Below are 12,641 nucleotides of genomic sequence, written 5' to 3' on the forward strand. Positions count from 1 at the left end.
TATATTTTGAAAGTAATTACGGGGCGTTTTGCGTGGTTGACCAAATCTTCACTGATCGAACCATTAAAGAAATGGGCAATTCCTTGTCTGCCGTGTGTGCTGATTCCAATTAAATCGGCATTGATTTCCTTGGAGAAATTAAGAATGCCATTTTCTACTGAGGAGTCGTTATAGATGTTCAAGGTGTAATTATCGAATTCATAATCTTTGATGAAATCCAGGATTCGCTGTCTAGTAGACGGAAGAAATTAAGTGAATGCAATGCTAAAACAAGAAAGCCCTTCCGAACACTAATCAACCTCTATAAAATGAATAACGGAAAGGCTTTTTGAAGATACTGCTATTAACTGACACTAAGATAGTTATAAAAAAATGTCTTATCGGGTTTTATGTGAATAGTTATGCATATGATTTTCAATATGTTGTAAAACAGGTTTTTAACAATTTGTGAATAATCTTCTTGTAATGCTTGGAGTTGACATTGCTTAAACATTTTTTATATTCTAGGTCTTCTGAACATAGTGATCAAAAACAATCCAATCATAACAAACAAACTGATACGCGCAATATAGTCGCCTGCCTTTGTGTAAAAGGTTTGTGTATTGTTGGTGGTGATGGTTCCGGTGAGTGCGCCTTGGGTATTATAGGGTAGGGTAGCCTCGATATCTCCTTTGGCATTTATTATGGCCGAAATCCCTGTATTGGCACTGCGTACCACAGGACGACGGGTTTCGATGGCGCGAAGGCGGGCATAGCTTAAATGCTGTTTGTGACCTTGGGTTTCTCCCCACCAGGCATCATTAGTAATGATGGCCAGGAGGTTGGCGCCATTTCGGACATAGCCTGTGACAAACTCACCATATACCGATTCGTAGCAAATGATAGGGGCAGTCTTGGTGTTACCATCGGAGGTGGTAAATACCGAGCGCTCCTTTTGTGTGGTTTTCATGGCTACGGTTCCTCCCAAATCGATCATGACATCGCCAATCAAGGGTTTTAGGATTTCCTGATAAGGGAAATTTTCAATTCCCACTACCAATTTGGACTTGTTGTAAAATTGTACACTGTCTGATGCATTGAGCATGATGGCTGAGTTGTAGTCGTCATACCAAAGATCGTCCCTTAATTGGTTGGTTTCAGAGCGCACTTTGGCAGGATTCCCGAAGACATCTATAAAAGATATACCCGTCAAGAAATTAACCTGGGGATGCTGTTTTACATAGCCATCCAATACCGATTTGAAACGTGCATTTGGGAACTGCTTTAAACGTACATTATCGGCAAATACCGTTTCGGGGGCCAATATCAAAGTAGTCTTGTCTGTAATGTTCTTATCCGTCAACTTTAAAAGTAACTGGGCGATACTGTCGTTGGCTGTATGGTATTTTTCACTATAAGGGTCGATATTGGGCTGCAAGGCCATCACTTCCACAGCGGTTCCTTCATATGAAAAGGTAAAGTAGCGAACGAGAGATATTCCAATTGGTAAAAGGATGAGTGTAGCCAGTCCTATTGCAGGTTTTTTTAGGGCTTTTCTACCTTTTTCTTGGTAGGCCAAATAGGCTTTAAAGGTAATCAGGTTGCCAAGCCATACCCAAAGGGTGCCTCCGAAGGTTCCCGTATATTCATACCATTGGATCCAAGAAGGGTGTTGGGAAAAGGCATTACCAAGGTTCAGCCACGGCCAAGAGAATTCCCAGCCCAAATGTAATTTTTCGAAACAGATCCATAAGGTTATCAAAAATAGAAGCGCCTTATTCTGCGAACTGCGTTTGGCGATGGTGTGGTAGAGTAGGATGACCATGGTCATCAATAAAGAATTGACCAAAATGGCAAAACTGGCTCCAAAAACATCGGCAAAACGCAACCAATTGGTTGTGATAAAATTCCAAATAACAAAACTAAGATAGGCATAGCCCATCAACTTTAATCGCTTGCCTTTTGAAGAGGAATTTCTTAGAGAATGCTCCAATACCAATAATGGCACAAAGGCCACAAATAATAACAAAGGCATGCCATAGGTGGGCCATGAGAGGGCCAAGAGTAGTCCGGAGCTTATGGCAAGAATTGGTTTTTGCACTATCTAAAGATACTAAAATCGAGTTTTAGGGAAAATACATTGGAATATAAGGCGGCACTTTGGTCGCCTATATCGGTAAAGGCATAGTCTATTTGTATGCCTCGGTATTTAAAGCCTACTCCAAAATTGGGTTGGAATGTCGTGGTTTGGGAATCGTCAAACTGAGTTTCGTTTTGGAAATTCCCAAGACCTCCCCTTAGAAACACCAAATCGGTGTAGCCAAATTCAAATCCAAAAGCAGGATTGATACTGGCAAAGGAGGAGGAGATGATATCGTTGTTTTCTGCAAAACGCACATTCAAATCTAAAGCCGTTACCAAAGAATAGTCGTAGTGAAAGACGAACTTTTTGGAAACGCCCACCTGTAATTTAGGGATGGTGATTTCGGTTGTTTCCGGAAGACTTTGGTTTTGACCTTCCACAGCCTCACTAATATCGTTGAACTTGTCCTTATCGATAGCCCAAGCGTTATAAGTAGTAGTTATGTCGCGAGCCATTATCCCAAACTTCCAATCTTTGTCTGTTTGGAACTGTAGTCCTGCATCGAGGCCAAATCCCCAAGAGGAGGCAAAATCGCCAATGATACGACGGATGACTTTTGCATTGATACCGTAACTGAAGCCTTTAAGTTTCAGGTTACGGGCATAGGAAAAGGTGACTCCGTAGTCGGCCGTAGAAAAGCGTTTGATACGGTCGTAATTGATATTTCCTTGATCGTCTATTAATTGAGTAGTATCCAAAATGTCGTCAACCCCAAAACGAATCAGGGAAATTCCAACAGCACTTTCGGTGTCGAGGGGCATGGCAAAGGCCATATAGTTGTAATTGGCAATATTGGCAAAATAACTGGAGTGCATCAGGGCCAATTGGTTGTCTTCCAAAGCGGTCAATCCTGCGGGGTTCCAATATCCAGAGTTTACATCGGAAGTGAAGGACACCACCGTATTACTCATACCCAGCGCTGCGGCATCAACCCCGATATTCATAAATTCATTGGAGTATTTTCTAGCGGTTTGCCCAAGGGCTCCAAAGGAAACCAACATCAAAAAAAGCCCGATATAGTTTTTCAATAGCAAAAAATTTTTACAAAGATGCACAATATTTTTAACCTATTAAACAACAAATGTCCACACTTATTGTGTGGGAGTTATATAGAGTAGATAAGTTTAGGAGGTTCTTTTTTTGTTCCTTAAAATTTCGGCAGCTGTAGCACGGTCTGTAGGATTATGTTTTCAAGGAAATGTTATATTGTAAGGCATTGATATGTGAAGGTTTGTGTGTTTGTTTCTTATGAATATTGCTTATTAGGCTACAAAATCCATAAAAGCGGAAATTATTTCCTTAGAAACATTTCAAAATAGTTGCTATTTTTACACAAAACTAAGCCAAGAATATGAAGCGGCATATACCCAATTTATTTACTTTATTGAATTTATTTAGCGGCTGTGTAGGCGTGCTTTTTGTGGTACACGGTAATTTTGTAGCTGGGGCCTTTTGTGTGTTCTTGGGGATTTTCTTCGACTTTTTTGATGGCTTTTTAGCTCGAAAACTAGGCGTAAGCAGTGAATTGGGACTGCAGTTGGATTCTTTGGCCGATATGGTTACCAGTGGTTTGGTTCCAGGTTTGGTGATGTACAAATTACTGTCTATATCCTTGGCTTCGGAGCAGCCTGCAGAATGGAATGCCGTGACCGATTTTAATGGGGTAGCCTTTGCGCCATTGGCTCTGGTAGGCCTGTTGGTAACCTTGGGGTCTGCCTATCGCTTGGCGAAATTCAATATTGATACCGAACAACAAACTGCCTTTAAAGGCTTACCAACTCCGGCGAATGCGTTATTGATTCTATCTCTACCCTTAATGCTGGAATTTCAAAGCACTGCATGGCTAAGCCAATTGATTCTGAATCCTTGGTTTTTGATTCTGTTTTCTGTATTTAGTTGCTATATGCTCAATTCGTCCATTCGATTGTTTGCTTTGAAAACGAAGGACTGGAGCTTCGCTGCTAATAAAGTACGCTATAGCTTTCTGCTGATTAGTTTAGTACTGTTACTGTTGTTGCAGTTTGTAGCAATCCCCATAGTGATTGCCTTATATATTCTATTGTCGGTGTTTAGCAAAAACGCTTAATTATTTTAAAGATTTACATGTATGGCCTCAGGTTTTTTTGCCTTATTGGATGATATTTCTGCGTTAATGGATGACGTTGTGGTAATGAGTAAGATTACCACAAAAAAGACTGCTGGAATTTTGGGGGACGATTTGGCGGTGAATGCCGAAAAGGCCTCTGGGTTCGTGTCGTCCAGAGAACTTCCTGTGTTATGGGCCATAACGAAAGGTTCCTTTTTAAACAAGCTCATTATTTTGCCCATTGCCTTTTTGCTCAGTGCTTTTGTGCCTGTGGCGATTACCGTTATTTTGATTTTGGGAGGATTATATTTGGCTTATGAAGGTGCCGAAAAGGTCTACGAGTTTTTTGTACCGCATGCCCATCATAAAGAAGAAGGCTCTGATGCAGCCAAATCTCCAAAAGAAGTTTTGGCTCAAGAACAGAAAAAGGTGAAATCGGCTATTCTTACGGATTTTATCCTTTCTGTTGAAATTGTCATCATTGCTTTGGGGAATGTGATGGAATCGGAGTTGTTGGTGCAAATTGCCGTGGTATCCGTAGTGGCTATTTTGGCCACGGTTGGCGTGTATGGAATTGTTGCCCTTATTGTGCGTATGGACGATTTTGGTTTGAAATTGATATCACTTAGCAATGGCGAAACCAATGCTACGTATCATTTGGGACGTGGTTTGGTACGAGCGTTACCCCTAGTTGTTAAAGGACTTTCGGTAATTGGTACCTTGGCCTTGTTGATTGTGGCAGGAGGGATCTTTGCCCATAATGTTCCTTGGTTTCACGACCATCATATATTGGCGTCTTGGCCGGGAATGCTGCGCGAGTTTGTAATGGGGATGGTCATTGGTGCCCTTGTACTTGCAGTGGTGTTGGTAATTAAGAAGTTGTTTAAGAAAAAGTAACCTAATACGTTTTTTGGTCATTGGGATGAATGAAGCATGCAAGATACTGATTACGTTTCACCTCCTTCTGAAATCGAAGATTCGACGCAGTCAATGACAACATAGTAAGTCCTTAAAAGTGCAATTTCTTTTTACGCAATTCGAAGTTTTGTCCTAGATATACTTTACGAACCATTTCATCGGAAGCCAATTCTTCCGGTTCTCCTGCTTTTAGGATGCTTCCTTCAAACATTAAATAGGTACGGTCTGTAATGGCCAAAGTTTCCTGTACGTTGTGATCGGTAATAAGAATTCCGATGTTTTTTCTGGTCAATTGAGCCACGATACGCTGAATGTCCTCTACCGCTACAGGGTCTACTCCGGCAAAAGGCTCATCCAATAATATGAAATTAGGATTGGTAGCCAGGGCGCGAGCAATTTCCGTACGGCGGCGTTCTCCACCCGAAAGTAGGTCCCCACGGTTTTTACGGATATGCCCCAAGCTGAATTCATCAATCAGCGATTCCATTTTGTGCAACTGTTCCTTTTTGCTCATTTTGGTCAATTGCAGCACGCTTAAAATATTGTCTTCAATACTTAACTTTCGGAATACCGAAGCTTCCTGCGCCAAATAGCCAATCCCGTTTTGTGCCCTTTTGTACATAGGGTAGTGGGTAATTTCGGTGTTGTCCAAATAAATGGTCCCGCCATTTGGTTTGATCAGCCCAACAATCATGTAGAAGGAAGTGGTTTTACCAGCACCGTTAGGTCCCAATAATCCAACAATTTCCCCTTGGTTCACTTCCAAGGAAACATCTTTTACAACCTTACGTCCGCTATAGGACTTCATTAAATGTTCGGCTTTTAATTTCACAGGCTTATTTTTTCGTCGTTGCTTCTAAGAAGGCAAACTTACAATTTTTAATTTTATTATATAACGCATCACCAAGTGCCAACATATGTTGGCGGACTATGAATTTTAGAGATGAAAAATCCTTATTCTTGGTTTTCCAAAGCTTCCCAAAATTCGTAGGCGCGACGCAAATGTGGAATGACAATGGTACCCCCAACCAAAGTGGCAATGCCCAAGGCTTCGCTTACTTCCTCTTTGCTCAAACCTTCGTTATAGGCAGTTTGCAAATGGTATTTGATACAGTCGTCGCAGCGCAAAACAGCAGAAGCCACTAAGCCCAATAGTTCTTTGGTTTTTACATCCAAAGCACCTTCCGCATAGGCATTGGTATCCAAATTGAAAATCCGTTTGATGATCTTGTTGTTGTCGGCCAAGATCCTATCGTTCATACGACTGCGGTAGTCGTTAAATTCGTTTACTAAATCAGCCATGATGTGTGGTTTGTTTTTTCTGGTTTCTAATAACAATTGCCGAAATATAGATGCTCACTTGGTACAGGAGCAAAATTGGGATGGCCACAATAATTTGACTCGCAATGTCTGGAGGCGTGATGATGGCTGAAAGGATCAATACCAACACCAAGGCAAACTTGCGGTATTTCTTTAAGAACTGTGGCGTTACCAGACCTACCTTTGTTAAAAAGTAGATGATGATGGGTAACTCAAATACAAAACCAGAGGCAATGGAAGAGGATCTTACCAATGCCACATAGGAGCTAACATCTATTTCGTTGGAAATCTCGGCGCTGACGTTGTAGGTCCCAAGGAAGTTGATGGACAAGGGCGTTACCACATAGTATCCAAACAGTACTCCCAAAAAGAACAGCAAGGAAGTAATGACAATAAAGCCACGGGAATGTTTGCGTTCGTTAGGGTGCAACCCCGGGCTTATAAAATGCCACAACTGGTATACTATATAAGGAAAGGCAATGACCAAACCTGCATAAATGGAGGTCCAGATATGCGCAGAAAACTGTCCGCCCATGGTGCGGTTTTGTATCCTAAAAGGAAGCTCCTCCGCACAAAAGGTGGTGTCTATTCCTATAAATTGGGAGATTTGACAAAGGTATTTGTAGGTAGGGAAACTCATTTTTTTTGGACCAAAGATGATGGTGTCAAAAATGAAATCACTCATTAAAAAAGCCACAACTCCTCCCAATAGAATGGCCAAGGTAATCCTTATTAAATGCCATCTTAGATCTTCAAGGTGATCCAGGAACGACATTTCGTTTACGTTCTTTTTCGCCATTAGATAATTCCTTCTTTAATCAAGTCATGTAAATGTACCACCCCAGCATATTTGCCTTCTTCTTCCACCAATAATTGTGAAATGCCATTGGCTTCCATAAGTTCCATAGCATCTACAGCCATGGCATCAGAATCGATACGCTTTGGGTTTTGACTCATGATGTCTTTGGCAGTAAGGTGCATGAAGGACTCATTTTTGGTAAGCATACGTCTTAAATCCCCATCCGTGATGATTCCAAGAATGCTGTTGTTTTCCACTACTGCAGTGACTCCCAACATTTTCTCAGAGATTTCAATAATCACCTGTTTTACATTGGTCTCAGGGGTTACTTGTGGTTTTTGGTTTAAGGACGCAAGGTCGCTAACCCTTAAATATAGACGTTTTCCCAAAGCACCACCTGGGTGGTATTTGGCAAAGTCCTTGCTGGTAAATTCACGTAATTCCAATAAACAAATAGCCAAGGCATCGCCAATTACCAATTGGGCTGTGGTACTGGTTGTTGGGGCCAAATTGTTAGGACAGGCTTCATGTTCTACATAGGCATTTAAAATGTAATCGGCCTGTTGCCCCAAAAAGGAGTTTTCGTTGCCCGTAATGGCAATCATTTTGTTTTTGGCATTTTTTATCAGTGGCACCAAGACCTTAATTTCTGGAGTATTCCCGCTTTTTGAAATACAAATTACAATATCGTCTTCCAAAATCAACCCCAAATCACCATGGATGGCATCGGCAGCATGCATAAATACCGAAGGGGTTCCGGTGGAGTTTAAGGTGGCAACAATTTTATTGGCAATAATGGCACTTTTTCCTATTCCAGTGATGATGACACGACCCTTGGAATTGTATATTAAAGACACAGCATCTGCAAAGTCGTCATTCAGCAGCTGGCCTAAGTTATCTATAGCATCCCTCTCTAAATCAATGGTTCTTTTCGCGGTTTTAAGGATGTCGTTTTTTATGTTCAAAATTTATTAATTTTATGGTTTGAAGCGGTTAAAGAAATTCATATCTTTAATCTATGCAAATGTATATAAAATACTAATAGGGATTAATGAGTATCAAAGAAATTGACTTGCATTCAGCGCTGAAGCAGTACTTTGGATTTTCTAAATTCAAAGGATTGCAAGAGCCTGTAATTCAAAGTATTGTTGAAGGGCATAATACGTTTGTAATCATGCCCACCGGAGGAGGGAAGTCGCTTTGCTATCAACTTCCAGCCCTTATCAAGGATGGAACAGCTATTATAGTGTCGCCATTAATTGCGTTAATGAAGAACCAAGTTGACGCTATCAGGGGGATTTCGGACAATGAAGGCATTGCCCATGTACTGAATTCTTCACTAAACAAAACCGAAGTTCGCCGTGTTAAATCAGATATCACTAACGGCATTACCAAATTATTGTATGTAGCACCAGAGTCGTTGACCAAGGAAGAAACCGTGGAGTTTTTACGCTCGGTGCCTATTTCCTTTATGGCGGTAGATGAGGCCCACTGTATCAGTGAATGGGGTCACGATTTTAGACCAGAATATCGCAATTTAAGACACATTATTAAACGTATAGGGGAGAACATTCCTATCATAGGGTTGACTGCTACGGCCACGCCTAAGGTACAGGAGGACATCCTGAAAAGTTTGGACATTACGGATGCCAATCTGTTTAAGGCTTCCTTTAACCGTCCAAACCTGTATTACGAAGTACGCCCTAAGACTAAACAAGTGGATGCGGACATCATTCGATTTATCAAACAGAACGAAGGTAAATCGGGGATTGTGTATTGTTTGAGCAGAAAGCGAGTAGAGGAATTAGCGCAGGTACTTCAAGTAAATGGGATTAAGGCAGTGCCGTATCACGCAGGGCTGGATCCTAAAACAAGGGTTAAGCACCAAGACATGTTCTTGATGGAAGATGTGGATGTGGTAGTGGCTACTATTGCCTTTGGCATGGGGATTGACAAACCAGATGTACGTTTTGTGATTCATCATGACATGCCAAAAAGTATTGAAAGTTATTATCAGGAAACCGGTAGGGCAGGACGTGATGGTGGCGAAGGCCATTGTTTGGCGTTTTATGCCTATAAAGATATTGAAAAGCTAGAGAAATTTATGGCTGGGAAACCAGTAGCCGAACAGGAAATTGGGCATGCCTTATTGCAAGAGGTCGTTGCCTTTGCTGAAAGTTCGGTGTCGCGCCGTAAATTCATTCTTCATTATTTCGGGGAAGAATTTGATAATGCCACTGGTGAAGGAGGCGACATGGATGACAATGTACGCCACCCTAAGAAACAGCACGAGGCCCAAGAGGACGTGGTGACTGTTTTGGAAACTGTTAAAAAGACCAATGAAAAATATAAGGCCAAGGATTTGGTACATGTGTTGCTTGGGCGTTCCAACGCTTTAATTGCGTCACATAAAACCGATGACCAGCCATTTTTTGGTATTGGAAGCCATCACGACAAACGTTATTGGATGGCCTTGATACGCCAATTGTTGGTAGCCGGTTATTTAAGAAAGGACATCGAAACCTATGGCGTGATGCGTTTGTCCAAAGCAGGGAAGGCTTATTTAAAGGAGCCTATCTCTTTTATGATGACGGAAGACCATGTGTTTGATGAAACTACCGATGAAAGTATTGTAACTGCTGCCAAATCTGGAGGAGCGGTGGCCGATGAAAAACTTATGGGAATGCTCAAGGACTTGCGTAAGCGCAATGCCAAAAAATTGGGCGTGCCACCTTTTGTGATTTTCCAAGACCCTTCTTTGGAGGATATGGCCCTTAAGTATCCTATGACTATTGAAGAACTTAGCTATGTTCATGGCGTTGGAGAAGGAAAGGCCAAGAAATATGGAAAGGACTTTATCGAATTGATTGCCCGTTATGTGGAAGAAAACGATATCATCCGTCCTGACGATATGGTGGTGAAGAGTACCGGAACCAATTCGGCTTTAAAACTTTTTATCATTCAAAATGTGGATAGAAAGTTGCCGTTGGATGACATTGCTGCTTCCAAAGGAATGAGCATGGGCGAGTTTATCAAGGAGATGGAAGCCATTGTATATTCGGGGACCAAACTGAATATCGATTATTGGATTGACGAAATCTTGGATGAAGACCAACAAGAGGAAATCCATGAGTATTTTATGGATTCTGAAACCGATAAAATATCCGATGCCATCGAGGAGTTTGATGGAGATTACGACGATGAGGAACTACGTTTGTATCGTATCAAGTTTATTAGTGAGGTAGCTAATTAAATAGCATGCCTTTAAATTATAGTAAAAGGGAGCCATTGGCTCCCTTTTTGTTTTTTCATTTTGTTTCACTTCATTCTGAAATCGCAAATTCGACGTAGTCAATGACGATATAGTTTTAAGCTTCTTTTGAAGGTTTATAGATATCAAAAGGGATGCGGTGTTTTTTGGCTTCCAACAACAAACTTTTGATGTTAGATTTTTTGAATTTAGCCATATCTTCCTTTTCAATGGCAAAATCGATGCGTGTGATGCTTCGATTGGAAACGTCTGAATGCTCAGATTCCAATTCTTCCATGTCAGAAGTCATGACCATTTTAAAATCTTTCCCATTAATGGTCAATCGTGCCCCTTTGATGGTTTTGATATGAAAACTTCCAACGATAATGGTCTGTAAAAAATGGTAGCCTCCCAATTCGGTAATGCCCGCATAGCACACGTTCTCTGCGCCAACTGCAAAAGGCTCGTCTTTGATATCGTTGATAATGTTTTGGGTATAACCGTCAGCGTGCAATTTTTCCATGTTTTTGGAGTCTCCAAAGGCCGCTTTTAGTTTGGTAAATGAAAATTTCATAGGTATCTGTTAGATCATTGCAAATCTAGGTTTTCAAAAAGGCCTTTCCAAAAAGTATTAGTGCTAAATGCCGTCTGTTTTTCTAAAGCGTTTTTCACCTTTAAGACAATGCATCTTCTTTAGGGAAGCTTTCTGCTTCAACCATAGTTTAGTATCTTTGCACATCGAAACAAAATACAAAGACAATGCAAGACGGTTTATACGCAAAATTTAATACAAGCAAAGGCGACATATTGGTTGCTTTAGAATTTGAAAAAGTACCGGGAACGGTTGGAAACTTTGTGGCCTTGGCAGAAGGAAATTTGGAAAATTCGGCAAAGCCACAGGGAACACCTTATTATAATGGGTTGAAATTTCACAGAGTAATTCCAGACTTTATGATTCAAGGAGGATGTCCTCAAGGAACAGGAACTGGAAGTCCAGGGTATAAATTTGACGATGAATTCCACCCAGACTTGAAGCACGATGGTCCTGGTGTATTGTCTATGGCCAATGCCGGTCCTGGAACCAATGGTAGCCAGTTTTTTATCACGCATGTAGAGACTCCTTGGTTGGACAATATGCATACCGTATTTGGAAAAGTGGTAGAAGGTCAGGATGTGGTTGATGCTATTTCCCAAGGAGATGTTATGGATGCGGTTGAAATTATCCGTATAGGTGAAGCTGCTGAAAACTTTAATGCTATTGAAGCTTTTAGAACTTTTGAAGGGTCTCGTGAAAAGCGTATTGCTGCCGAGCGTGAAGCTAAGAGAGCAGAGTTGGATAAGTTGGCTGCTGGTTTTGAAGAAACTGCTAGCGGTTTGCGTTACCAAATCATCCAGAAGGGAGCTGGTAAAAAAGCGGAAAAAGGAAAGACTGTTGCCGTACACTATAAAGGTCAATTGGCTGATGGTACCGTGTTCGATTCTTCCTATAAGCGCAACCAACCTTTGGAATTTACCGTTGGTGTTGGTCAGGTGATTGCTGGATGGGATGAAGGTATCGGTCTGTTGCAAGTAGGAGACAAAGCACGATTTGTAATCCCTAGCGATTTGGGGTATGGAAGTCGTGGTGCTGGAGGTGTGATTCCTGGTGACGCTACTTTGGTATTCGACGTAGAATTGATGGATGTAAAGTAATCCAGTCTTATATATAAAAAGGGAAAGCACCTCATTGAGGTGCTTTTTTTATTGAAATATTATGGGGGTTTCCATTCGTGGAATGGCCATGATTTTAAAGGGTTGGGTCATGACGGTGGTGGCCATGCCTTCCGGCGCTTTGGTGGTCACGGTAATAGTGCGTTGGGTTTTGGAAGTTTCCAAATTGAGGTCGATATGGTACCCTCCTGTGGTCTTCACATTTTCAAATACCGCAATAACTTGATGGGTTTTAAAATCAACATCCTTATGAGTAAATTGCTGTGATACAGTATTTACACTATCCATTTGTTCCTTTAGAGCATGCCATTCTGCTTCGGTATTAATAATGATCTGTTGCTTGGGAATGCCTTCGTCTCCATTTCCATAGAGGCTGCCTTCCCCAATTGTAAAAGATTCCATGTTCTGGGTTGTTTTATTTGGTTTTGAACCACAG

12 protein-coding genes and 1 pseudogene are annotated in these 12,641 nt (G+C 41.3%); 4 read left to right on the forward strand and 9 right to left on the reverse strand.

Features of this window, described 5'->3' with window-relative positions; genetic code table 11:
• The 3 genes and pseudogenes from ZA06_RS14720 to ZA06_RS14730 all read right to left on the reverse strand — a co-directional run.
• Nucleotides 1–221: pseudogene (locus tag ZA06_RS14720) on the reverse strand (universal stress protein); the annotation flags it as partial.
• Nucleotides 222–496: 275 nt separating this feature from the next.
• On the reverse strand, nucleotides 497–2,080 hold the full coding sequence (lnt, locus tag ZA06_RS14725; protein ID WP_053978263.1) for an apolipoprotein N-acyltransferase: 1,584 nt from the start codon (nucleotides 2,078–2,080) through the stop codon (nucleotides 497–499).
• The gene (locus ZA06_RS14730) at nucleotides 2,080–3,123 is read right to left on the reverse strand and encodes a putative type IX sorting system protein PorV2 (RefSeq protein WP_053978264.1); all 1,044 of its coding nucleotides are present in this window, start codon (nucleotides 3,121–3,123) and stop codon (nucleotides 2,080–2,082) included. The genes lnt and ZA06_RS14730 overlap by 1 nt, the downstream gene beginning before the upstream one ends.
• A 350-nt stretch (nucleotides 3,124–3,473) precedes the next feature.
• Between ZA06_RS14730 and ZA06_RS14735 the strand changes: the two genes are divergently transcribed.
• A complete protein-coding gene (locus ZA06_RS14735; RefSeq protein WP_053978265.1) occupies nucleotides 3,474–4,208 on the forward strand; it encodes a CDP-alcohol phosphatidyltransferase family protein in 735 nt (244 codons plus the stop codon).
• Between the two features lie 21 nt (nucleotides 4,209–4,229).
• On the forward strand, nucleotides 4,230–5,105 hold the full coding sequence (locus tag ZA06_RS14740) for a DUF808 domain-containing protein (RefSeq protein WP_053978266.1): 876 nt from the start codon (nucleotides 4,230–4,232) through the stop codon (nucleotides 5,103–5,105).
• 112 nt (nucleotides 5,106–5,217) lie between these two features.
• On the opposite strand, the gene lptB is transcribed toward ZA06_RS14740, so the two are convergent.
• The 4 genes from lptB to ZA06_RS14760 form a co-directional block, all read right to left on the reverse strand.
• On the reverse strand, nucleotides 5,218–5,958 hold the full coding sequence (gene lptB / locus ZA06_RS14745; protein WP_053978267.1) for an LPS export ABC transporter ATP-binding protein: 741 nt from the start codon (nucleotides 5,956–5,958) through the stop codon (nucleotides 5,218–5,220).
• A gap of 122 nt (nucleotides 5,959–6,080) precedes the next feature.
• Nucleotides 6,081–6,428 carry a carboxymuconolactone decarboxylase family protein gene (locus ZA06_RS14750; RefSeq protein WP_053978268.1) on the reverse strand — a complete coding sequence of 116 codons (348 nt, stop codon included), beginning with the start codon at nucleotides 6,426–6,428 and terminating at the stop codon, nucleotides 6,081–6,083.
• Nucleotides 6,421–7,245, reverse strand: coding sequence for a twin-arginine translocase subunit TatC (gene tatC, locus ZA06_RS14755; RefSeq protein ID WP_053978269.1), 825 nt, complete (start codon nucleotides 7,243–7,245; stop codon nucleotides 6,421–6,423). Before tatC ends, ZA06_RS14750 begins: the two co-directional genes overlap by 8 nt.
• Nucleotides 7,245–8,210 (reverse strand): KpsF/GutQ family sugar-phosphate isomerase, encoded by a 966-nt coding sequence (locus ZA06_RS14760; protein ID WP_053978270.1) that lies wholly within the window; start codon nucleotides 8,208–8,210, stop codon nucleotides 7,245–7,247. Before ZA06_RS14760 ends, tatC begins: the two co-directional genes overlap by 1 nt.
• Before the next feature lie 86 nt (nucleotides 8,211–8,296).
• On the opposite strand from ZA06_RS14760, the gene recQ reads away from it, so the two are divergent.
• Nucleotides 8,297–10,498 carry a DNA helicase RecQ gene (gene recQ / locus ZA06_RS14765; protein ID WP_053978271.1) on the forward strand — a complete coding sequence of 734 codons (2,202 nt, stop codon included), beginning with the start codon at nucleotides 8,297–8,299 and terminating at the stop codon, nucleotides 10,496–10,498.
• 115 nt (nucleotides 10,499–10,613) lie between these two features.
• On the opposite strand, the gene ZA06_RS14770 is transcribed toward recQ, so the two are convergent.
• Nucleotides 10,614–11,069 (reverse strand): hypothetical protein, encoded by a 456-nt coding sequence (locus ZA06_RS14770; RefSeq protein ID WP_053978272.1) that lies wholly within the window; start codon nucleotides 11,067–11,069, stop codon nucleotides 10,614–10,616.
• 185 nt (nucleotides 11,070–11,254) lie between these two features.
• On the opposite strand from ZA06_RS14770, the gene ZA06_RS14775 reads away from it, so the two are divergent.
• Nucleotides 11,255–12,187 (forward strand): peptidylprolyl isomerase, encoded by a 933-nt coding sequence (locus ZA06_RS14775; protein WP_053978273.1) that lies wholly within the window; start codon nucleotides 11,255–11,257, stop codon nucleotides 12,185–12,187.
• A 48-nt stretch (nucleotides 12,188–12,235) separates the two neighbouring features.
• Here ZA06_RS14775 and ZA06_RS14780 read toward each other — a convergent pair whose 3' ends face one another.
• A complete protein-coding gene (locus ZA06_RS14780) occupies nucleotides 12,236–12,607 on the reverse strand; it encodes a protease complex subunit PrcB family protein (protein WP_168155236.1) in 372 nt (123 codons plus the stop codon).
• Nucleotides 12,608–12,641: the final 34 nt, after the last annotated feature.

Source organism: Mangrovimonas xylaniphaga (genome assembly GCF_001280435.1).
GTDB lineage: Bacteria > Bacteroidota > Bacteroidia > Flavobacteriales > Flavobacteriaceae > Mangrovimonas_A > Mangrovimonas_A xylaniphaga.